The sequence below is a fragment of the Chryseobacterium sp. JM1 genome, assembly GCF_000737715.1.
In the GTDB taxonomy this organism is placed as follows: Bacteria; Bacteroidota; Bacteroidia; order Flavobacteriales; family Weeksellaceae; genus Chryseobacterium.
On record NZ_JPRN01000018.1, the window covers coordinates 41376 to 65396 of the forward strand.

Consider the following 24021-nt stretch of genomic DNA (forward strand, 5'->3'; position numbering starts at 1 on the left):
TACTATTTTAAACAAGTTGCAAATTTAGAATTCTTAACGAATTAGTCTAAATTTTTTATTATAAATATTTCTTAAAAAGACTTATTTATTGCAGTTCGACATCGAATGTCGTTAATTCTTTAAATTGTCTCAATCTCTCGAACATATCAGATTCGGTAACTTCCTCAATTCTTTCTGTACCGAATTTCTCAACAGTGAATGAAGCCATCGCTGAACCTACGATCAAAGCAGACTTCATGGTTTCGAAATCTACCTTTCCTTTTTTAGCAAGATAAGCTGCAAAACCTCCTGCAAAAGTATCTCCCGCTCCGGTAGGATCGAAAACATCTTCCAGTGGAAGTGCAGGGATAGCAAATACTTTACTGTCGTGGAAAAGTAACGCGCCATGCTCTCCTTTCTTGATGATCACATAGTCAGGACCCATCGTGTGAATCTTTTTAGCTGCTTTTACCAGAGAATATTCTCCTGAAAGCTGTCTTGCCTCTTCATCATTGATCGTAATAACGTCTGTTTTAGCGATCATATCCATTAAGATATCCCAAGCTGAATCCATCCAGAAGTTCATCGTATCAAGGATGACCAGTTTAGGACGGTTATTCATTTTTTCCAATACGGACAACTGAACTCCAGGGTGTAGGTTCCCCAATAAAAGGATCTCTGAATCCTGCATAGAATCAGGAATTTTAGGATCGAAGTTCTCCAAAACGTTCACTTCTGTAACCAAAGTATCTCTGGTGTTCAGGTCATTGTGATATTTTCCGGACCAGAAGAATGTTTTTCCTTCTTTTACGATCTCAATACCTTCAATATTTACATCTCTGTCTGTGAACATATCAAGGTGCTCCTGTGGGAAATCTCCTCCAACAACAGAAACAATACCAGATTTAACGCCTAAAATAGAAGAAGTGATGCTGATATAAGTGGCTGCACCTCCTAAAATTTTATCAGTTTTACCAAATGGTGTTTCGATTGCATCAAATGCAACGCTTCCTACAACTAAAAGTTTCATATATTTTTCAATGTATTTTAAAGTCTGTTAATTTTTCCATTCAAATGTGTCCAGCAGGTGTTTCATATCGTTTTTGATATAGTTTACTGCCGGTGCCAAAGAATCCGGTTTCGGTCTTGTGTTAAAGTATAAATAAGCAGTCACGAAGTGTTTCGTGCTGTCCGTAATGTAAAATTGAAGATTGGAAGCGCTCTGGCCTTTCAGTTCATAGAAATTCCCATATACCTTTTTGTCAGGATATTCAAATGATTTGGTTTCAATAGAGCTTGCTTTGATGGTATGCTCGTAGACCATTTTCTCAGTTTCTTTGAGATGGTCTGCCAGATCATTCTGTATGGGATAATACGTCACAAAAAGCTTGGCTTTCATTTTCGGGTAATTAATGTAATACCAGCAAGGCTTTTTGGCATCGGCGATGGATGCAAAATCTGAGTATTCAAAGGTATAAGCACAGTTATTTTCAAACTTATGGTATTTCGGTGCCGGATACTCCAGACGAAGCTCCCCGTAAGGTTTTGGAACATGATCTTTTCCGCACGAAATTAAAAGCAGTGATACAAAAATAAAAATGACGTTTTTTATCATTTTGCAAAAGTACAAATTAGATTTCAGATTTTGGGAGACAAATTTCAGTCTTTCAGTGAGTTTTGAATGTAGTTTTCCAAAGGTTTGGGAAAAGATTTATCATGTGAAGCTTCAAAATCTGTAATGATGTACTGATTTTCTGCGATAAAGCTGTTCCAAACGGCCTCAGAATCTACCTCAACGTTTGAAATTTCAATGGTCAGATTCTTATGGGTAAGTTTATGGGTAACTGTTTTTACATTTTTAATAAATGGTTCCAGATCCTCAGAAATTGTCGGTGGAAACTCAAATAATTTCTTCCAGATAAAATCATCTTTTCTTTGTTGAATTAAAAACTGACCGTTTCTGTGTACAAAATAATAGATCAGCGCAAGATCTTCTGTTTTAACTTTCTTTGTTTTAACGGGATAATCCGTTGTCTTTTCAAGCGAAAATGCAAGACAGTCATCATTGACCGGACATTCCCCACAAAGTGGATTTTTAGGCTTACAAATTTCCGAGCCGAGATCCATCATCGCCTGGTTAAAATCACCTACATTTTCGGGCATCACCAATTCCGCAAGTTGAGAGAAATAAGAAAAAGCCCTGGAATTGGAAATATCGAAGTCATCAGCAAAAATGCGGCTTAAAACGCGGTAAAAATTACCATCCACAGCCGGCATTTTACCTCCGAAGCAGATACTGGACACAGCCGCAGCCGTGTACTTTCCTACTCCTTTCAGTTTCAGAATTTCATCATAATCTGCAGGGAAAGAACCCTGATAATCATTCATGATCTGCTGTGACGCTTTATGAATATTGATGGCTCTGGAATAATAGCCAAGTCCTTTCCAATAAAGTAAAACCTCATTTTCCTCAGCATTGGCCAGCGTTTTTACATCCGGAAATCTTTTGATGAAATTATTATAATGATTCAGCCCCTGACTGATCCTGGTCTGCTGAAAAACAATTTCGCAGATCCAGATTTTATAAGGGTCTTTTGTCTGTCTGAAAGGCAGATCCCGTGCATTTTTTCCGTACCAGCTGAGGAGCTTGTTTCCTATGTGTCTGAAGTTGTCGTTTTCTATTTTTTCCAAAGGTTTCTTCTTCATTATAGATGCTTCGACTCCGCTCAGCATGACATCGTACCCTAAAGTGTTAGAAACATCATGTTGAACGGAGTCGAAACATCTGAATTTACAGACTTGTAATTCTTCTCTGCAAAGATAAATTAATTATCCTTTTTAACGGTGTATACCGGCGCTGCTTTCAGCCATTCATATTTAAGGTTTCTGTCTGCAGCGATAAAGCGGTAGCCATCCAGTTTTTTCAGATAGAGATAAATGGAGTCATTTTCCAGCTTCAGCCTTTGATGGGAAAGGAACATGAAAGGATAATCCACGCTGGAATCCCGTATCGTTTTCATTGTTTTTCCGGATTTTACTTTATAGAGAAAAAATGTCTTTCCTCTTCCTTTTGAGCTGTCGGCAAGTTTTACATCTGAACTTGTAATAACGAGTTCACTGCCGTCAAAGCATTCTTCACGGTCCATTATATAAGCTGTCCCCTGCTGGCGTTCGTCTTTAAAAAGATCTACCTCATAATGATCCGGCCGCTGATATTTTTTTTCACATCCTGACAAGACAATGAGCAGGAGTACAGGCAAAATGAAGCTTAAACTTTTTTTGATCACATTAATTTTCATATGAATTGGCAGTAAAAAACCGATGTACTCATGCATCGGTTTTATTATTTTAAATTGGGTTCTTACTTATTCCTGAGTATACTGTGCATCCCATTCGTTGCCATCATCTCCTTTGTGTCCGTCCAGTTTAATAACGAAACTTTTTGTAGGGAAATAAGGTGTCATACGGATATCCAGCCATACTCTGTCTTTATTGACTCTGTCCTGCTCGAAACGAACAATTTTGAACTTTTCAATCAATTTATCCGGTCCTTTGATATTGTCAAGGAACGTTACAATCTGTCTTCTCAAATCGTCCTCATTCTTGGCATTCCAGTTTTCGAACGCTCTTCTGTTCAGGAAGTCAAGTAAAACTTTAGTTACATAGTCGAATACACGTACTACGGAATAGGTCTGAAGACCGATGTTATCTCCTGTAAACAATGTTTTAGCAGAGAATGCCATGATCTTACCATATTCGTTCACCATTGGAACAAGACCCATTTTTTCCAACTGAGAAATTTCACTTTTCTTCAATTCGAATTTTACCGCGTCTACTTCGTTGATGTTACCGTGTTTTTTACCTGCTGCTACCTGAGACATCAGTGTTTTATGGATTTTTCCTGCCAATGAAGTGGAAGGAGGAAGTTCTACGTTGTCTTCTTCACCTACTTCTTCAGCTCTTCCTCTACCTACAAGCCAGTTACACGTCATAATAACGTTACTTCTGTGAAGCTCGCCCCCGGTAAGGTTGGCAGAATGGAATAAGTCTACTACGTCATCCGGCTTATCCAGATTGGCGAAGTCGGTTACCATCATTACTTTGTTTTCGTTACAGATCTTTGCCCATTTTTCAATGACTTTGTTCGAGCCTAAGTATCCAGGTATCGCCAGGATAGAATAGTTGTCTCTAAGATCCAAACGGTCGTAATAGTTTTTGAATTCGTTGGAAATAGCATCAATAAATAAAGGATTGTCAAGATCTGAAACCTGTTCAAGACTTGCGTTTACGATGCTTACGTTGTCCACTTTATCCAGTTCTGTATTTTTATAGAATTGGGCTACAGTTCTGTAGTTGGTTTCCAACAGACGTACTGCGTCAAGTGTATTTTTTAAGTTTGTTTTTAAGTTTTGGTCTGCCGCCTGCGCTTTAGATTTGCAGGTATCTGCCATTTTATCTGCAGATTCGTTACCTTCCAAAAGGCTTACCCAAAGGTTTAATTTTTGAGCTAGTTCTTTTCTTTCGTCGGTTTTATTGCTGTCTGTCAGGAAAATTTCTTTCCTTGCTTTTCTTGTAGGGTTCATATTGGCGATACCGTCTACAACGGATTCAACAAAGCCAAACCCTCCTATTTTATTAAGTTCTGCAAGCGGGTTGCCTTTCGGCTGCCCTGAGTGTTGCTGCTGACCCTGCTGTTGGCTTTCTTGTGCCTGTAATTTGCTATCCATGATTTGATTTAGTGTAAATAATTATTTTTCAAGTTCTTGTGCCACATCTTTCAATACTTCGATGAATGCTGCTCTGGTCTGCTCATTCTCAAGCATGTTACGCAGAATCTTATTTGTTTTCAGCTGGCGTACGATTTTATTGTACTGCTCCTGTTCCATGCTAAGCTGTTGTAAATAGTCGGATTTCTGAGTAAGATTTTTGGGTGTGAAGTCTGCAAGATTCTGAAAACGGAATTCCTCTTCTACGACACTTCCTTCTTCTGTTTCGTGCTGTACTGCTACGGAAGGTTGAAAATGTCTGAAAACGTCATCCACTGTTTTTAATCCTGTTACGATTTCAGGGGTATAAGATTCGTCAGTTGTAAGCTGGCTTACTATCAGTGATTTATTTTCCTGTATTTCCTGAATAGCTTCATTAGCGTCTACTTTTACTTCGTTACCGCCAACACCATAATTAAACATTGCCATATTATTATTATTTTGAGATTTTTGATTTTGGTTTGGATCTGTCTTTGAGTAATTTACCGATGAATCAAATAAATTACCAATCCAATGTTTAAATTTAAAAAAAAACTGTAACATACAAAATTTTGTCAAGATTTTTCTTGAAATATTTAATTTAACCCATAATATATATGTCGTAAAATCATCGCTTTACGATATCACTAAACTATGAAAAAATAAATAAAAAAAGTGAAAGACAGATAAAATAAAATCCGGGTGCATTTTGAATTGATAAAAAAGCATCGAACACATGTTAAAATCGGAATTCCTCGGTCATGAGGAAAAAATATTCTCTATATTTAATTAAAGTAAAAGAGTCATGAAAGATGTAAAGATCGCATTCAGAAAACCCATATATCCTGTTTCGGAAGCATTACAGCAGTATCTGGAAAAACATAACAGAACGACCCAGATTCAGTTTCTGTATGAAGACCTGCTAAGATTCAGCGACAGTGTGAATATTCTGGATAAGGAAGGCAAGGATACTTTATGGCTCGGTGTCCTGTATCCTGAGTATGAGTTTAAAGAAATTGAAGCTAATTTAAATAAGATTTACACCCTTCTTCATTCCGACGGAGATGAGGCGACTTTGCCTTATCTGAAAGTGGACACCATCGACTTCTGTACCTTCGGAAACTCTAAACCTTTCCGAATCCGGGTAAGAAATATTCTGAATGACAATTATACCAATTTTTATATTAAACAGGCTGATGCTTCAAGGATCTACGGACTGGAAATAGAAGACCTGCTTTCTCCCAACCGGATCAACTTTCTGATTTACAAAAACACCCTGATAGAAGAGCATATCTTAGGAATTCCCGGAGATGTTTTTATTCAGAAACATTTACACAATTGTTCAGAACCGGAAAAGGCACAGATTTCCAAGGAATTTGTAAAATTCAATGAACGCTGCCTCATCGGGCTGCTTGGGGATATGCGCTCTTATAATTATGTTATTATTCCTATCCACGATTTCGATCAGGTGATTTATAGAATCCGCCCTATCGATTTTGATCAGCAAAGTTATGAAGGGAATCTGAAAGTGTATCTTCCCCAGTATTTCAAAGAAAACAATATCATGGTGAATATGGTTTTGGAAAAACTGAAACCCAATTCTATAGAACAGTATCGTAAAGAAGTGCGTTCACAAATTGTAAAAAGAGTGACCAGCAGCCAAAACAGATTCGATGAACTCATTTCTATTATGAAAAAAGACAATATTGCCCCGGAAGCCAATGTTACAGAGCTTAAAACAGCTTTGCAGAAACTCACTTATGATATCAATTTCAAGTATTGTAAAACCATGGGAGACATTATAGAAACTGGAATCAATTTCGTTCTGCGGAATTATAAAAAAGCCTATTAAAAAGAGAATCCATCTCCCATTGAATGGAGACGGATTCTTTCTTTTCTAACAATTTTTGGTTGTTTTTACCAAATTTTTATTCTGTCCTGAGGAGCTTTATACATTTTGTCTCCAGGCTTTATATCAAATGCTTTGCTGAATGCATCCTGATTCACCAGTGGACCGAAAGCCCTGAACACTCCCGGAGAGTGCGGATCTGTCTTCACCTGGTTGATCATATACTGGTCGGTAGCTTTGGTTCTCCAAACCGTTGCCCAGCTCATAAAGAATCTCTGATCCTGAGTAAACCCACTGATTTTCCCCGGATTTCCTTTATCTTTCAAATACATCTGAAGGGCGTCATAAGCCACGGCTACTCCACCGAGGTCACCGATGTTTTCACCGCTTGTAAATTTACCATTGACAAAACTTCCTTTTACCGGTTCGTAGGCACTGTACTGAGCAGCCAGCTGTCCTACTTTGGCGTCAAAATTCTTACGGTCTTCGTCTGTCCACCAGTTGTTCAGGTTTCCGTCCCCATCAAAACGTGAACCGCTGTCATCAAATCCGTGAGAGATTTCGTGACCGATAACGGCTCCGATACCTCCGAAGTTAACAGCTGCATCAGCTTTAGGGTTGTAGAAAGGAGGCTGAAGAATGGCTGCAGGGAAAACGATTTCGTTATTTGAACCGTTATAATAAGCATTGACAGTCTGTGGAGACATTCCCCATTCTGTTTTGTCTACTGGTTTCCCTACTTTATCAAGACTTCTCTGGTACTGCCACGCAGACACATTCTGAAGATTGGAATATAATGTTGATCCCTGTTTTGGAGATCCCACTTTTAACTGGCTGTAATCTTTCCATTTGTCCGGATATGCGATTTTCACTGTAAATTTAGACAGCTTTTCCTGAGCTTTCACTTTGGTAGCCGGAGACATCCAGTCCATATCATTGATGTGGGTCTTAAATGATTTTAAGAGATAATCAATATAGGTCTCCATCTGAGCTTTTGCTTCAGGTGTGAAATATTTCTCAACGTATAATTTACCGAAAGCTTCACCCAAAACTCCATTCACAAGGGCAAGTCCTCTTTTGTCCATTGGACGCTGCTCTTTCTGTCCCTGAAGATATTTGGAATAGAAATCAAATCTGATCGCCTCCAGACTGTCATTCAGGTTGCTGGCGTTACCGTTAATCAAATGATATTTCAGATAATCTTTCAGAAGCGGAAGGTTCTTTTCCGTGATGAACTGATCCATATTCTGGTAATATTTCAGTTCGCCGATGATTACTTTATCTGTATTTATTCCTGCCTCCTTAAGGTATTTAGCCAGATTAACGTTTTTAACCAATCCTGAAAGTTCAGTTACATTTTTTGGATTGTATCTTAAATTGGCATCTCTGTTCTGCTCAAGAGTCAGAAGATAATTGGCAAGCTGTTTTTCAAATGTTACTACATTCTGTGCGGCCTGTCCTGCATTTTTATTTCCTAAAACTCCAAACATTTTCCCTACATAAGTCTGGTATTCTGCTAAAGTTTTGGTATTGGCTTCATTTACTTTCTGATAGTAGTCTCTTCCTAATCCAAGGTCCGGACCGCCCAGATATACCGCATTCATTTTAGAATTCTTCATATCTGCGCTTACTCTCCATCCGTAGAAAGAATTGTCGCCTAATTTGGTTGCTTCAAGAAGGTATTTCTGCAGATCATTAAGGTTTTTGATCGCATCAATTTTTGCCAGATCTCCTTTGACAGGAGCCAATCCATCTGCATTTCTCTTATTCACATCCATGAAAGATGCATACAGATTCTGGATTTTCTGTCCTTCTGATCCTTCAGCATATGTTTCGGATAAAATCTTGTTCAGAATATCCAAAGAAGCATCATCTACATTTTCTCTCAAAGCATTGAAAGACCCCCAGCTCGCTTTATCTGAAGGAATCTGAGTGGTTTTCACCCAATTTCCGTTCACATAGCTAAAAAAGTCATCCTGCGGGCGAACGCTTTTATCCATATAAGATAAATTGATCCCCTCTTCTTTTGCTTCTTCTTTCACAGGTTCTGCAACGGCAACCATAGTTTCAGTTTTCTTTTCTGTACCAGCAGTTTTAGCCGTTCCGCATGAGTTTAAAAATACAATGCCTGAAAGGGCAAGTATTCCAATATTTAGCTTTTTCATTAAAAAAAAATTTTGATTGTATACAAACTTACCAAATATACGAACTTTGATGATAAGTGATTAATGATAATTGAGAAATGATGAAGACTTTGTAGTGAGTTGCGGAGTTTGAGAGTATGAGGGTTTTAGAGTTTGAGGGTTTGAGGGTTGTAGCGTTTGAGAGTTTGAGGGTTGTAGGGTTTGAGAGTTTTTGAGTCTTAGGGTAACAAGAAATACGTCTATGAATTAGCTGCTGGCTATTGGCTGCTGGCAACCCGGAACCTGTATCCCGCACCTGCTACCTGCTACCTGCCACCTAAAATCTGCCACCTGCCACCTAAAAAAACAAAAACCGCTCATTGCTGAACGGTTTGTTTATTGTTACCAGATTTTGATTCTTTCTTCCGGCGTTTTGTATAGTTTGTCTCCTTTTTTCACATCGAATGCTTTGTAGAAAGCGTCAACGTTGATCAATGGACCAAAGCTTCTGAAATATCCCGGAGAATGCGGGTCAGTTTTCACTTGGTTTACCATATATTTTTCACTGGAAAGAGTTCTCCAAACGGTTGCCCAGCTTAGGAAGAATCTCTGATCCTGAGAGAATCCGCTGATTTTCCCTGGATTTCCTTTATCTTTTAAATACATCTGAAGTGCATCGTAAGCGATATTTACTCCACCTAAGTCAGCAATATTTTCACCGTTTGTGAAAGTACCGTTCACGAAAGTACCTTTTACCGGCTCGTATTTGTCATACTGAGCAGCAAGAGCTTTTGTTGCTTTTTCGAAGTTGGCTTTATCTTCAGGAGTCCACCAGTCTACAAGGTTTCCGTCTGCATCGAACTGAGCACCTGAATCATCAAATCCGTGGCTCATTTCGTGACCGATAACGGCACCGATTCCTCCGAAATTCACGGCAGCATCAGCTTTAGGATTGAAGAAAGGAGGCTGAAGGATGGCAGCCGGGAATACGATTTCGTTGTTTACCGGGTTGTAGTAAGCATTCACCGTTTGTGGTGTCATACCCCATTCTGTTTTATCTACAGCTTTACCGATTTTTGCTAAATCTTTATTATACTGCCAAGCCGCTACATTCTGAAGGTTCTTGTATAAAGTTCCGCCTTTAGCTTCCGGAAGAATTTCTAATTTTGAATAGTCTTTCCATTTGTCCGGATAAGCCACTTTCACTGTAAACTTGTTCAGTTTGGTCATTGCTTTTTCCTTCGTTGTAGAAGACATCCACGCCAGGTTGTTGATGTGAACTGCGAAGCTTTTCTTTAAATAATCGATCAATTCTACCATCTGAGCTTTTGCTTCAGCCGGGAAATATTTTTCAACATATAATTTACCGAAAGCTTCACCCAGAGAACCGTTGATTAACTCAAATCCTCTTTTGTTCAATGCTCTCTGCTCCTGCTGGCCTCTTAAGTATTTGCCATAGAAACCGAATCTCATATCTCCTAACTTTTCACTTAGGTAAGAAGCACTTCCGTGGATCATGTGGAATTTTAAATAATCCTTGATCACAGGAAGGTTCTGAGCATTCACCAATTTATCAAAGTTCTTATAATACCCGATTTCCCCGATGATTACTTTATCTGTATTCACCCCTACTTTTTTAAGATAAGCAGGAATATCAACGCCTTTTACCAATGTTGAAAGCTCAGCCATTGTTCTTGGGTTGTACTGAAGCGTGTTGTCACGGCTTTGCTCGTTGGTAAGGTAAGTCTGTGCAATGCTTTTTTCGTAGTCTACGATACCTTTTGCAGCTGCATCAGCATTTTTGTAGCCTAATTCTTTAAGCATAGAAGCTACATATTTCTGATATTCAGCGATAGCTTCCGTATTTTTTTCGTTTACTTTCTGATAGTAATCTCTTCCTAACCCTAGAGAAGCATCTCCTAAGTAAACAGCATTCATTTTAGAGTCTTTAAGATCTGCATCTACACCCCATCCGTACAATGTATTTTCGCCGTCTTTAGTTACAGAGATCAGATAATTCTGAAGGTCAGTAAGGTTTTTGATCGCGTCAATTTTATTCAGATTATCCTGAATAGGCTTGATTCCGTCTGCATTTCTCTTCTGCATATTCATGTAAGAAGCATACAGATCCTGAATTTTTTTACCCTCGCTTCCGTCTGCAAATTTGTCTTTCAGAAGAGAGTTCAAAATAGTCATTGAGTTGTTGTCTGTATCTTCAGCCAGTTTATTGAAACTACCCCAAGTTGGTTTATCGGACGGAATTTTGGCTGTTTTCATCCAAGTTCCGCTTACGTAGTTATAAAAATCATCCTGCGGACGTACTGAAGTATCCATAAGGCTAATATCCAAGCCTTTATCTGTGCTGTTAACTGCTGTTTTTACGGCTTTTGCCTGTCCGTTCACTGTATTAAGTGAGCAAACACCTGCCAATAAAAACAAAGAAAGCGTTAGTTTTTTCATTATGATAGCAAATTTTAGATGATAAGTCTGTTTTTTTTAAGTTTTGTTACAATAAACAAATTTAAACAAATATTAGGTAGTCACGATCTCTTTTACATTTCCTGTTCTTTTTAAAAATCCCCAGGACTGCATTTCTCCTTTCAATGCTTTTCTTAAACTTCTGAATAATACAATATACATCAGCCATCTGTAACCGAAACGCTGCGGAATCACATAAAATAAACCGGTTAGTTTTTCCCTTTGCATAATAAATGCGGCAAGAGCCAGAGAAGCATCTACCAACAGGAAGATCAGATAATACGTGAATATTTTCCCGCCGTTTCCAGATAAAATTCCAAAAAACATAATCAGATCTGCCATTGGCGAAAAGAACGGAATGATATACTGAAACAGTAAAATATTCGGCATCGCCCAAAGTCCAAGCCCTTTGTATTTTGGATTCAGGAAAGTCTGACGCTGTTTCCAGAACATCTGCATGATTCCGTAAGTCCAGCGGAAACGTTGTTTTAAAAACTGTTTTACACTTTCGGGAGCTTCGGTCACAGCAACGGCTCTGTTTTCATTGGCCACTGTATATCCTGCTCTTAAAATCTTCACGGTAATATCACAGTCTTCTGCCAAGGTATCGGTAGAATATCCTCCTGCTTCGATGATCACGGACTTTTTAAATGCCCCGATTGCTCCGGGAATTACCGTCACAGCATTAATATAAGCATAGGCCAATCTATCAAAATTCTGACTCGTTGTATATTCTATAGACTGCCATCTGGTAAGCCAGTTCACGGTGTTTCCTACTTTCACATTCCCAGCTACAGCGACGATCTTTTCCTCCGGATCTGAGTTTAAAAATCTTGCAATCAGATATTTTACAGCGTTATGCTCAAGCTGAGTATCTGCGTCAATACACACAACATATTCTGCATCGGTCTGGGAAATCCCGAAGTTCAGTGCAGTCGCTTTTCCACCATTTGATTTTGTGAAAATTTTCAGTTTCGGGTGGTTGGGAAATGCTTCACTGGTTTTTTTATAGGTTGAATCCTTACTTCCGTCATCTACCATAATGATATCGAAGTTGGGATAAGTCTGTTTTAATAAATTATTCAGAGAAGAAATAATATTCACTTCTTCATTATAAGCAGGAACAATGATGGATACTTTCGGATAGGTTTCCAAAACCGGAAGCTCACCCAATCGTTTTTCTTTTTTTCTTTCTTTAAAAGCCCAGTACATCATCAGTATTAATCTTATCAGTCCAAGCCCGATAAATATAGTGAAAAGCGCTACCAGAAAATGACTGATTCCATAAATCGCGGTTGCCAGCACCAGATTGAGCTGCATGATATAATAGGATCTTGTTTTCGGAACTTCCGGCATCAGCACGCTTTTGCTTTTGTGCAGAATACTGGCAAGATTCGTAAAATGATAGCCTTGTTTCTGAAGTGTCGGGATCAGGATTTTAAGAGCCTTCACGGTTTCTTCTCTCGTATCTCCGCCTGCATCGTGCAGAAGGATGATATTTCCCCGTTGCAGCTTAATGCCTGCCATAACACGTTTGATAATTTCATCTGATTTGATTCCCGGCTGCCAGTCTTCCGGGTCAATGCTTTCTCCGATGTCGAGATAATTTTGCTGTCTCGCCAGTGCTACCGGAATAATTTCCTCAGAACTGGTCGGTTCCGAATCTGCGTTGTAAGGTGCTCTGAAGAGAATGGTGCTGTGCCCTGTGATACATTCGATCAGCAGTCTTGTCAGTTTCATTTCCATTAATGCTCTTTCAGGACTTACTTTCGCTACATTTTCATGCGTAAACGTGTGGTTTCCGATCTCGTGACCCTCCCGGTAAATTCTTTTCACCAGCGGAAGGTTTCTTTCAGCATTCAATCCAACAAGAAAGAATGCGGCAGGAACGTGATATTTTGAAAGGATATCTAAAATCTGTGGTGTATACGTTTCATCCGGACCATCGTCAAAGGTTAGTACCAGCTCTTTTTGCGGAGCTTCCCCATATTTTTTAACTTCATAAGAACTTGGATAGGTGATATAGTTCTCATCGGTAATTATTTTTTCTTTGGGATCTATTTCCAAAGCTATTTTTCCGTCATGAGGCGTATTCAAAACATCCAGAACTTCCCCGTCCCCGATGTAATCGACCATCGTTTGCCCTTTTACATTCTCCAGCATTTTCAAATTAAGCTTTGACATACCTGCAGTTGTCAAATCTTTATCATAAAAATTCCAGATTCTGCTGTCTTCACTTCCCAGTCTCCAAACGGCAGTTCCCGCCAGCGGATATTCGGAAGAAAAACGCATCGTGTTGAAAATGGAAGCTGCATCGTTGAAGAATACCGTGTGGGTATTTTTTTTAGAATCTGTGTAGGAGTAATTTAAATTGAATGTATTGTCATCATAATTAATGACCGCTTTGCTCGCACTGGCCTTTGTAATAGCCTGCATATAAGTAACGGAGGTATTATCTTCTTTGTTGGTACTCCAGTCGTAGCCGTATGCTCCCAACCCCAGAATTATCTTTTCAGGCGTTGTTTTTTTAAGGATTTTCTCAGTCTGAGCTTCGATCCATTTTTGTGAAGAAACCGGTCCAGCATCACTATCTGCGGCATATTCATCATACGCCATCAGGATGAAGTAATCTACATAAGGATTCAGTTTCTGGATATTGTAATCGTCATTATCCGTCATGATATCCATGGTCACCAGCAGTTTATTCTGTTTGAATGTGTCTGAAAGTTCCTTCATAAAAGCAATCAGGTATTCATCAGAATCCAGGTTCATATCTTCAAAGTCAATATTGATTCCTTTAAAGTGAAATTTCTGACACTGCTGCGTAAGCTTTTGAATCAGTTTTGTTCTTCTCTGTGGATCTTTTAAAACCTTTCCAAGTCCTTCGGAACGGAACTCGCGATCGGAATTATTACTTAAAATCGGCATCGCAGCCACTCCGGTTCTTTTGATGATTTTATAGCCTTCCGGATCTATATTGGTCTTTAAATCCCCTGTTTTGGGATCGAGGAAAAACCATTCCGGGAAAACGAGGTTGATGTGTCTGATATTTCTTTTCAGAGACATCAGCGACTGCGGATCCCAAGCCACATAGAATGCAGAACGGATCCCGCCGGGAAACATGGACCAGCTTCGGTTTTGATTTTTAAGTCTTTCTGCTCTTGCCTGCTGAATTTTCGCAAGGCTGGTATGCATGGTTTTTTCAGAAATAAAATTCCTGAAACCTTTGTATTCTTTGGATATTTTATTTTCCTGAAGATAAGGTTTACTGGCTGTAATAACCGCTTTATAATCTTCTTTGAAAGGAATTTTCGGACTTTTTTCCAGCTTCATCATAAGCCCTAAAGCCAGAATGAGTAATACGGCCACGAAAATAAAGATACGACTTCCCCACTGTACGCTTCTCCAGCGTTTTTTATTGTCAGTCTGAAAAATCTGTTTTGAGTTTTCCACGTAATGAAATTTATATGATGGATTCCAAAAAGCGTGAAAAACTCAATTATTTTTATTAAAATAAAATTAAAAAAACCAACTGATTTCTAAGCATTTATAAGCAGCCCTACCAGATCCTGAATAATCTTCTGAGAAACAAAATTCATAAAATCAAGTCGGTCTAAATGAGGCATATATAATTTTGAAGTAACTTCCTGATCATTAATCCTGATTGTGTAAAAAACAGTTCCTATTTCTTTACCATCCTCTCCTTTACCCGGACCTGCAACCCCTGTTGTAGAAAGGGAAATATCCGTTCCAAACAGTTTCTGACAACCTTCCGCCATTTCACTTGCTACCTGCTCACTTACCACGGTGAACTCATCCACCGTCTCTTTAGAAACCTTTAAAATCTCAATTTTCTTTTCCGTAGCGTATGGCACAATTCCGCCCAGGAAATAGGCTGAACTTCCGGAAATGGATGTAATCATTTTGGCCAGCTCACCGCCCGTACAGCTTTCTGCCGTGGAAATCGTCAGTTGTCTTTCCGTAAGAATTTCAGCCAGGATCTTTTCAATTTTATCTTCGGTGACTGCAATCACATGATCTTTGACCAAAGGAAGAAGTTTCTGGATCTCCTCTTCTGCCTGCTGTTTCAGGGCTGTTTCATTGTCTCCTGAAGCAGTTAGTCTTAATTTGACACGGGTTCCTACCGGAAGATAAGACAACGCCAGATTTTCAGGAAGTGCCAGTTCCCAGTCTTCAATGGTATCCGCGAGAATACTCTCAGGAATTCCCACCACGGAAACAATTCTGGTATGAATATAATACAGATTGAATTTTTCTTTTAAATAAGGAACGATCTGGCCTCTGATCAATGGTTTCACTTCATAAGGAACACCCGGAAGGCTGAAACATAATTTACCATCCTGCTCCATCATCATGCATGGTGCCGTTCCAAAGTGGTTTTGAAAAACAACAGATTTTGTAGGGACGAAAGCCTGTTCTCTGTTTCTTTCAAGGATATCCGCGCGGCCGCGTCTTTCCATATAGTTTTTAAGATGGTTGAAAGTCACCTCGTCCAAAGCAATTTCATCATTGAAATAATCAGCCAGTGCTTTTTTTGTTTTATCATCTCTTGTCGGGCCTAAACCTCCGGTCGTTATGATCAGATCACCCAGCTCAAAAGCTGCTTTTAGAGTATTTTTAATGATATCGATCTCATCGGATATGGTGAAGATCTGTGTCACCTGTATGCCAATATTTTTAAGTTCCGTGGCAATAAAATTAGAATTGGTATCAACGGTATTTCCGGAAAGGATTTCATCCCCGATAGTAATCAGAACAGCTTTTTCCATATATAAATTCTTGAAAGAAAATGTCCTGCAAATGACGTAAAAATCTACGGCTGCGACAACATAAAATGATTTTTTCTATCTTTGGCTGATACTGTTTAAAACTATAATTATTCGGCGATGGCAAAATATGATGATGCTTCCTGGCACTATGGCGGAGAATATCCGGAAAATTTATCCAATGAAAATGCAGCTACCCATATCGGTATGTTTCTAACGTGGTGTATCAACAACAATTTATTATCTGAAGAACTGGAAGAAGATGCCAAAGATGAGATCCAAAGTGTCAAAAGACGCGAAATGACCGGAGCAGAATTTCTGATCGATCTGTGCGATGAAAAGTTCAGCCAACACGACCTCAACGATCTGGGCAACGGCTTTGCGCAGGCCTATTACAATGATGATACTCCTTTCGGGAAAAAATTCAACTCATTTGGGGATGATTATTCAGAGACCTTCGACCGGAAAGCAGAAGAAAACGACTTCGAATATGAATCGTTCTACCACGTAGAAGACACCTTCGAAAATTATGATCTGATAAAACCTGTGATTGATCAGCGTTTTGAGGAGTGGAGGGAGTTTGCAGGGGTTTGAGTGTCGGAGTGTTTGAGTGTTTTAGAGTAGTTGCGTAATACGGGGTGCTAGTTTCGGAGAGTGAGTACTATTGAATAAACTACAAATTCCTGGTGGCTTCGAGTGCCTCCTAATTATGCTTCACCCAGATCAATTCATCCGTATTATACCCTATTTTTTTCGCTTTTTCAATGAAACGCAATCTGATACTTTCAGGAATAGAAGTTGTTCTGGATAGGATCCACAGATATTTCAGGCTGTTTCCTGCTACCAATGCATATTGATAATCTTCATCGATATCAATGACATTGTAGCCTGCCCAGATTGGTTTAAAAAAGGACACTTTAAGACGTGCATCAGTTTTATCTTTTACAAACCTGGCTTCTCCTATGGCTTCTTTCCATTCTTTTTTAACGTAATTATAGCCTTTGTTGCTGACACGGATGGAGCCGTCCGGGTTTTCAGAATATTCGGCGGTGACATTGTCCATGTTTTTCTCAAATCTATAGTCGAAACGGGCAATCTCATACCATCTTCCGAGGTATTTTTTAGCATTAAAATTACTGACCGCTACTGCTCCTTTCGGAATTCCCGCAGAACACGAATTGTAAATAATCAGTCCTAAAACACCTAATGTAACCGGAATCGCAATTTTCTGAAGAGTTTTCATAATGGGAATATTTTTGTGATTGCCCTGAAAACTTCAAAAATAATGCCTTTACGCTGTTAATGGACAATAATTCTAGGAAAAGACCTTCAGGAAATTGTCTTTAAAACTGCCGGAAACCTCTATTTCGGTATCATCAGCAAGCATTACGGTTCCGCTTTTGTGGTAAGATTTTACAAATCCTGCATTGATGATATGCGACCGGTGAACTCTTACGAAAGGGTTTTCCAGCAGATCATCGAAATGTTTCAGGAAACGGCAGACCATTTTTTTTGAACCGTCGGTCAGATACACCTGTGTAAAGTTTCCGTCTGCCTGTAATCTTAGGATATCTTCTGTTTTAACCACATCAAATCCCTGAAGTGTAGGTAAGATCAGTTGTTGCTTTTCAGGTTTTAATTTTAAATTTTCAAGGAGAATTTTATTCCGGTTGAGCTCTTCTTTCTTTTCTAGACTTTCTGCAACTTTATTTACGGCTAAAATCAGCTCCTGAATATCAATCGGTTTTAAAATATAATAGCTGGCCGATTTATTAAGTGCCTGCAGTGAATATTGAGAAAAGGCCGTGATAAAGATGGTTTCGTAGGAAAATTCTTTCGTCGCTTCCAACACGTCAAAAGCATTTCCGAAAGGCATTTCCACATCCAGAAAGACAAGCTGTGGCTGCTTTTCAGCAATCAACGGAACGGCTTCTTTGATGTTTTCCGCTTCGCCCACAATTTCGATCTGTGGACAGTATTTTGTGATATAATTTCTGAGAACTTCTCTTGCAATAAGCTCATCGTCTACGATTATGGATTGTATTTTCATTTTTTTTCAGGTAATAGGTGGCAGATTATAGGTTGCAGGTATCGCGGATTAAGGTAATGAGTAGGGTTTATTGGTATTTTCCGTTTTTAAATTTTAAGATGCGGTAGGCGGTTTTTGAGGTTTCGTGTTCTTTGCAGTCTCCGTTTACTTCTTTGGTTTTTCTGTGAATTGAAATGGTTTTGATTTTAAGGTCGGTGAAATGATTTGTTTTCGTTTTATCCATCATGATCACGGATTGGTCATCATCAGCTTCTCCGGCACATCGGGTATCCCATTCTGCGCCATAACTGTTTAATTCAAATTCGTTTAAAACTTTTTTAAGGGTCTGCCCCGTCGGATAATACAGGGAAATTGTTTCTGTAGAATAGGGATTGGGTTGGCTGCCATTCTGAGCACTCACTTTTACCCCAAAAGCACGGATTCCATTACTGATAGTGTACAGACCTGTATCTATCACAATACTTCTTAACATGATAGCATCTGAAGTAATTTCAGTCGGATCAAAATACTGATTTTTGATTTCACCATTTTCATTGGTGATCACAATATAATTCCTGACCACAAAAAAGTCGTCCTCTTCTTTTCCCTGCAGAATCGGCAAAACAGCAATATAGGAATCTTCCTCATTCGGCATTTTCTTTTCGGTACAGAACTCCTCTTTGACCGTATTTTTATCGAGTTTTAAGCTTTTCACAACCATATCAAACCGACTGCTGCTGATCTCCTGTCCATGTAATATGCCTGCCCATAAAGACATCAGTATTCCTATAAATAAATGCTTGTTCATTTTTCAATATCGTCCGGAACATATCCGGCATTCAAGTAAAAGTAAAAAATATTTAGCTTACAGGGCAATTTTGATTCATAAAACTCAAAGTCTTTCTCTTTCTAAAGTCTTTTCCATCTCCACGCATACCACACAATCAGTAGGGTGATCAAACTTTCCAACAGGGCTAAGAAAACATAAAATGCACGCCACAAACTAAGAGAAGTAACCGCTATAAGCAGCATCACTGCAGTAAAAAATATACCTAAAACAATATTTAATGTTCTATTGACCCTCGGTTTTAAAATGAGTGACAGAAACACCATTACGGCAGGAAGTGAAAGTAAAACAGCAGCCATAAACAGCTTCAAAGGAGTATCCAGTAGATTGGTTCCTTCTACAAGTCCTTTTGCTTTATCAGGAACATAAAGCTCGAAATAGTCACCATACAGATAACACAGGGTAACAGCAGCCCAAAGCCCTGAAAGTATGACCTTAACATTTACTTTGATATCTTCAAATGGTGTGGAATTATTCATGATTATCTGTATTTAAAATTAATCTACTTCTAAAATTGCTCTGGTTTTGTTTTTCACTCCAAAAATTAATAGCCATAAGCAAGTCCCAATTTCTCCAATAGAAGCTGGAAGTGTTATATAATCCGATACTGAATAGTCTGAAAAATGAGGAATGACAGTTCTTCCAAATACATTGAGCAGATAGCCAAAACAGCCCAACATCAAGAAAATGCCTAAAATTTTCGGTAAAAATCCGGATCGATAAACGAGATAACCGAATGGAAACAGCCAAAGCCCCCAAAATATCTGAACGATTAAGATCCCTTTGTTATAAGAGTTTAGCAAAACCATCACTTGAGATTGAAGTTGTTCTGCATTAAATGCTTTTAAATAATCAGCTCCCTCAATAATAGTGAGAACTGAAAATTTACTCTGCAAATTCATCAATGAAACAGGAACACTGATCAATGCTAAAATAACCATCAGCTTTGCATAGGTTCCATTAACGTTTTTCAACAATTTATATAAAACCAGAGGAAGCAGGGTAAATGCAATATAGCAAAGCATACTGCCGGCAATACCTAATCTGAACAATTGTACAGAGGAAGAAATATTTTGGAAAGTAAGCGCCGGATCTTTCCAGACCATCAGCTTTGAGGGTACATACATTAAACTGAAAAAACCAGTAAGTATGACTATAAGATATATAAATCCTGCGAACCGGGCTGTTTTGTTTTCAATAGTCATCTGTTTAGTTTTAACTAATAAGACGAAACTATTGACAAATTGTTACAATAAAACAGGGCTAACCAATTAAAAATCAAACAAGTCTTTTAAACATTGATGTTTTTGTAACTTATCTGAACTAAAACCCCGGGTTCTTCTTTTTTATCGGTGACTTTACATTGAATATCCTGATGATACAGGTCATTCAGAAGTTTAATTCTTTCAAGGGTATTTTTCATCCCGCGTCCCTCTCTGGTCTTCTGGTGCTGGGTCTTTTGTTTTTTACTTTCTTCAATGCCTATTCCGTTGTCTTCGATCGTGATTTTTAAATGCTGGTCTTCTTTTTCAAAACTTAATTTCAAAAATCCTTTGTCGCTTCTGTAGCGCAGTCCATGCCATACCGCATTTTCAAGGAACGGCTGAACAAGCATTCCGGGAACTTTCAGGCTCTGCATATTCAGGCTTTCATCAACGTCAATTTCGTAATCAAATTTATCTGCAAAACGGGTTTTCTCTAAGGCAAGATAATTCTGAAGCAGATCCAGTTCCTGCTGAAAAGGAATGAAATCTTCGGCAGAATTTTCCATAACCCCGCGCATCAGTTTTGAGAATTTCGTTAAATATTGATTGGCTTCCAATTCATTATTCGTTGCGATAAAATGATTGACACTGTTTAAGCTGTTAAAGATAAAATGCGGATTCATTTCACGGCGTAACGACTGCAGAGCGATTTTTTTATTTTTAATCTGAACTTTCTTCAGCATTCTGAAAATAAAGATAATCAGTCCGGTCAGTACCACCAGAGCCCCGATCAGATAATAATTAAAAACGTTCTTCTTACGGATAAGCTGGTCTTTCAGTTCCTTTTCTTTTTCAAGTTGTGAAATTCTCTGTTCGGTATCTTCCAGAATTTTATTATCAACCAGACTTCGGTCTTTGGACACAATATCCGGAAGTTTTCCCAGGAAATCACGGTACAGCGAAACTGAGGCCTCCGTATTTCCTGTTATACTGTACAGGCTGTCCAGTCTTTTTACACTTTTCTGTGCTTCCAGCGTATGACCTTTTTCGAGAGCGATTCCGTAGGCATTCTTTAATAATACCACGGCTTCTTCCGGATCATTTTTCTTAATATAAATATCGGCCAGTTCCTGAATCTGGTTGACTTTTTCCTGAGAATTTTCTTTGACAAAATCTTCTTTCAGGACTTTCTTTTTGGCCTCAATGGCTTTGTCAAAATTCCTGTTTTCAACATAGAAATTGGTCAGTTTCTGATTGATTTCCAATGCCTGCTGAGGGGCTTCTTTTTTGGAAATGGCATACGCACTGTTCAGATTTTCTTCCGCTCTGGGAATATCTTTCTGCTGTATATTCACATCTGCCATCTGACTGTAACTTGCGGCCAGATCGCCTTTGTCTTTTGTTTTAAGCCCCAGATTGATGTTATCCTGAATGGCTTCCACTTTCTGCTCATTGGTAGGAGAAGAAAGCCTTGCCGCATCATTGGCGTTCACCATTCTGTTATTTTCACTGTAGCTGATCTCAGCCGCCCTACTGTAATTGCTGATAGCCGGCGTTATTTTGTTCTGCTTTTCCTGTGACTGGGCAATTTTCCGGGTAACGGATTCCAGATTTTTTTTATCGTTGAGGTTTTTATAGATGGTTCGGGCTTTCACCAAAAACTCTTCACTTTTGGCATAATTTCCCTGGTTGTAATAATCGTTGGCAATGCCTACATAAGAATCAGCCACGCCTTTATTATCATTATTATCTACTGCTTTTTTAAGTCTTGCCGCAGATTTATAAGCCTGGGTAACCCGTGTAGAATCCTGTGCTGTACAGAAATTTCCTGCAGCAAGAATGAAAACAATAAGTATTTTAAAAATTAATTTCACGGATTTCAGATCTTTAATGCAAAGTAACTAAAACTTTATGTATCCTTTTCTATTCTTTACCAAGTCAAAACTTCAATTCACCAAGTCTGCTCCTTCAAAGAATCAATCCTTTGATTTTTGAATGGTTCATAAAATTATACCACAGAAGCGTGAGTCTTTCTTTATATTTGTAGGACGATTTTATACCAAAATTATGAATAAAAAACTCCGGATTATACTTGTAGCTTTATTTTGTACAGGCAGTGTTCATGCACAGATCTACATTCAGAATGTAACGGTTGCCGATGTGGTCCATAAAAAGATGATTCCGGGCCAGACTGTTATCATGACAGGAAAAACCATTACCGCCGTAAAACCCAGCAAGCAGATCAAAATTCCTCAGAATTCCCACGTCATCAATGGTGAAGGAAAATTTCTGATCCCCGGAATGACAGACTCACACGTTCATTTTTTCCAAAGCGGAGGTTTATATACGAGACCTGATGCCCTTGATCTCAGAAAACATGTTCCCTATGAAAAAGAGATCAGCTGGAGCCACAGTCATATGGAAGATCTTATGCAGCGATATCTTAAAATGGGAATCACTTCGGTTATTGATCCGGGAGCGACTTATAATTTGTTGAAACTTCGGGATTCTCTAAAAGTCAATGATCGTCTTCCTTCAGTCTATATGTCCGGACCACTGATTACGACCTATGAACCTGAAGTGTTTAAAAACCTCAATAAAAATGAACCTTTCAGGCTGCTTACGTCTATTGATGATGCTAAAAAGCTGGTACAGGAACAGATTCCCTACAAACCAGACTTTATCAAAATATGGTATATCATCACTGGAGATCCCGGTCAAAAGAAAGAACAGACGAAGAAGCTGGAACCGACTATAAAAGCGGTGATTGATGAAGCCCACAGAAATAATTTAAAAGTAGCCATTCACGCTACAGAGCGCTTAACCGCGGAAACAGCAGTACTCAACGGTGCCGATTTTCTGGTTCATAATATAGAAGACGAAATTGTTTCTGATGATTTTGTAAAACTTTTAAAATCAAAAAAAGTCATTGTAAGCCCTACCCTTACGGTGATGGATAATTATTATGACACCTACGGACAAAAGAAAGTTTACAATACCTATGAACTGGAAAATTCCAATCCTGAAAGCATCGGCTCTATGTACGACCTGAAGCATCTTACGCAAACCTCAGATTCTGCGATGCTCTATAAACGTAAAGTCCGGTTCAGTGACCCTAAGGTAAAAGCCTACATTTCAAAAACAGACTCCATCCGAAAAGTCAATCTCAAAAAACTGGCTGATGGAGGCGTAATGCTTGCTGCCGGTACCGATGCAGGAAATATAGGAACACAGCATGCGTCATCTTTTCTCGCAGAACTTAAAGCGATGAAAGAAAGCGGTATGAATGAATGGCAGATTCTTCAGTCGGCGACTATCATTCCTGCGAAGATCCTTAATAAAGACAATGAATACGGCAGCATAGAAGCTGGCAAAACCGCTGATTTTGTTTTACTGAATGCCAATCCGATAGATCATCTGGATAATCTGACAAAAATTGATCTGGTTATGAAAAACGGGTTGCCTGTAGATCTGGCAAAAATTGTAAAAGTAACGCCGGAATCCCTGGCTCAGCAGCAGCTCAATGCTTATAATGCAAGAAATATTGATGCTTTTCTGGAACCTTATGCAGACGATGTGGAGCTTTATCAGTTCCCCGGAAAGCTGATCAGTAAAGGAAAAGAAGCTATGAGAAAGACCTATTCCGCTATGTTTGAAAAATATCCGGATCTGCACTGTGAGATCAAACAAAGGATCGTCAATCTTAATTCTGTTATTGATAAAGAGAGCGTTTCAGGGCTGAGACCTGGCGTAAAGACGGAAGCAACCGCTATTTATGAGATTAAAAACGATAAGATTTCAAAAGTTTATTTTATTTACTAAACATATTTTTTGAACCATTAAGATTCTTGTTAAGCTTTTAAGAATATTAGGTTTTAGCTTCGCTTTAAGACGTACAGCTTAAAAAATCATTTGATTTTTTCTTAACTAACCTTACATCCTTCATTGATCTTAATGGTTTAAAATCACATTTCAAAAA

At 38.7% G+C, this 24021-nt stretch carries 19 protein-coding genes; 3 read left to right on the top strand and 16 right to left on the bottom strand.

Annotation, left to right across the window (positions count from 1 at the left end; translation table 11 throughout):
- Nucleotides 1–85: 85 nt before the first annotated feature.
- From IW22_RS21225 to IW22_RS21250, 6 genes are all read right to left on the bottom strand, one after another.
- Complete coding sequence (locus tag IW22_RS21225) at nt 86–1009, bottom strand: PfkB family carbohydrate kinase (protein ID WP_034730885.1); 924 nt, start codon at nt 1007–1009, stop codon at nt 86–88.
- A gap of 27 nt (nt 1010–1036) precedes the next feature.
- Nucleotides 1037–1594, bottom strand: coding sequence for a gliding motility lipoprotein GldD (gene gldD, locus IW22_RS21230; protein ID WP_034730888.1), 558 nt, complete (start codon nt 1592–1594; stop codon nt 1037–1039).
- A gap of 44 nt (nt 1595–1638) precedes the next feature.
- Entirely contained in the window at nt 1639–2685 is a 1047-nt protein-coding gene (gene mutY / locus IW22_RS21235) for an A/G-specific adenine glycosylase (protein ID WP_034730991.1), read from the bottom strand.
- Between the two features lie 119 nt (nt 2686–2804).
- Nucleotides 2805–3314, bottom strand: coding sequence for a hypothetical protein (locus tag IW22_RS21240; RefSeq protein ID WP_034730891.1), 510 nt, complete (start codon nt 3312–3314; stop codon nt 2805–2807).
- A gap of 30 nt (nt 3315–3344) precedes the next feature.
- Nucleotides 3345–4706 carry a DUF5458 family protein gene (locus tag IW22_RS21245; RefSeq protein ID WP_034730895.1) on the bottom strand — a complete coding sequence of 454 codons (1362 nt, stop codon included), beginning with the start codon at nt 4704–4706 and terminating at the stop codon, nt 3345–3347.
- Nucleotides 4707–4727: 21 nt separating this feature from the next.
- Nucleotides 4728–5174: a type VI secretion system contractile sheath small subunit gene (locus IW22_RS21250; protein WP_034730993.1), complete on the bottom strand. Its 447-nt coding sequence runs from the start codon at nt 5172–5174 to the stop codon at nt 4728–4730.
- A 355-nt stretch (nt 5175–5529) separates the two neighbouring features.
- On the opposite strand from IW22_RS21250, the gene IW22_RS21255 reads away from it, so the two are divergent.
- Nucleotides 5530–6576 (top strand): hypothetical protein, encoded by a 1047-nt coding sequence (locus IW22_RS21255; protein WP_034730899.1) that lies wholly within the window; start codon nt 5530–5532, stop codon nt 6574–6576.
- Nucleotides 6577–6641: 65 nt separating this feature from the next.
- Here the strand turns inward: IW22_RS21255 and IW22_RS21260 are convergent, their stop codons facing one another.
- From IW22_RS21260 to IW22_RS21275, 4 genes are all read right to left on the bottom strand, one after another.
- Nucleotides 6642–8738, bottom strand: coding sequence for a M13 family metallopeptidase (locus tag IW22_RS21260; RefSeq protein ID WP_034730903.1), 2097 nt, complete (start codon nt 8736–8738; stop codon nt 6642–6644).
- A 360-nt stretch (nt 8739–9098) separates the two neighbouring features.
- The gene (locus IW22_RS21265; protein WP_034730906.1) at nt 9099–11156 is read right to left on the bottom strand and encodes a M13 family metallopeptidase; all 2058 of its coding nucleotides are present in this window, start codon (nt 11154–11156) and stop codon (nt 9099–9101) included.
- Nucleotides 11157–11228: 72 nt separating this feature from the next.
- The gene (locus IW22_RS21270; RefSeq protein ID WP_034730910.1) at nt 11229–14627 is read right to left on the bottom strand and encodes a polysaccharide deacetylase family protein; all 3399 of its coding nucleotides are present in this window, start codon (nt 14625–14627) and stop codon (nt 11229–11231) included.
- A gap of 86 nt (nt 14628–14713) precedes the next feature.
- On the bottom strand, nt 14714–15964 hold the full coding sequence (locus tag IW22_RS21275) for a CinA family nicotinamide mononucleotide deamidase-related protein (RefSeq protein ID WP_034730913.1): 1251 nt from the start codon (nt 15962–15964) through the stop codon (nt 14714–14716).
- 117 nt (nt 15965–16081) lie between these two features.
- On the opposite strand from IW22_RS21275, the gene IW22_RS21280 reads away from it, so the two are divergent.
- Complete coding sequence (locus tag IW22_RS21280) at nt 16082–16555, top strand: hypothetical protein (protein WP_034730918.1); 474 nt, start codon at nt 16082–16084, stop codon at nt 16553–16555.
- 109 nt (nt 16556–16664) lie between these two features.
- On the opposite strand, the gene IW22_RS21285 is transcribed toward IW22_RS21280, so the two are convergent.
- The 6 genes from IW22_RS21285 to IW22_RS21310 all read right to left on the bottom strand — a co-directional run bounded on the left by IW22_RS21285 (nt 16665) and on the right by IW22_RS21310 (nt 21916).
- The gene (locus tag IW22_RS21285; protein ID WP_034730921.1) at nt 16665–17204 is read right to left on the bottom strand and encodes a lipocalin family protein; all 540 of its coding nucleotides are present in this window, start codon (nt 17202–17204) and stop codon (nt 16665–16667) included.
- Between the two features lie 72 nt (nt 17205–17276).
- Entirely contained in the window at nt 17277–18011 is a 735-nt protein-coding gene (locus IW22_RS21290) for a LytR/AlgR family response regulator transcription factor (protein WP_034730924.1), read from the bottom strand.
- A 67-nt stretch (nt 18012–18078) separates the two neighbouring features.
- On the bottom strand, nt 18079–18798 hold the full coding sequence (locus IW22_RS21295) for a hypothetical protein (protein WP_131401775.1): 720 nt from the start codon (nt 18796–18798) through the stop codon (nt 18079–18081).
- Nucleotides 18799–18899: 101 nt separating this feature from the next.
- On the bottom strand, nt 18900–19316 hold the full coding sequence (locus IW22_RS21300) for a DUF6326 family protein (protein ID WP_034730944.1): 417 nt from the start codon (nt 19314–19316) through the stop codon (nt 18900–18902).
- 18 nt (nt 19317–19334) lie between these two features.
- Nucleotides 19335–20042, bottom strand: coding sequence for a DUF4386 domain-containing protein (locus tag IW22_RS21305; RefSeq protein WP_034730946.1), 708 nt, complete (start codon nt 20040–20042; stop codon nt 19335–19337).
- A gap of 86 nt (nt 20043–20128) precedes the next feature.
- Nucleotides 20129–21916 (bottom strand): histidine kinase, encoded by a 1788-nt coding sequence (locus IW22_RS21310; protein ID WP_051891341.1) that lies wholly within the window; start codon nt 21914–21916, stop codon nt 20129–20131.
- A gap of 193 nt (nt 21917–22109) precedes the next feature.
- Here IW22_RS21310 and IW22_RS21315 point away from each other — a divergent pair, with 193 nt between their 5' ends.
- Nucleotides 22110–23864, top strand: coding sequence for an amidohydrolase family protein (locus tag IW22_RS21315; RefSeq protein WP_034730949.1), 1755 nt, complete (start codon nt 22110–22112; stop codon nt 23862–23864).
- Nucleotides 23865–24021 lie beyond the last annotated feature (157 nt).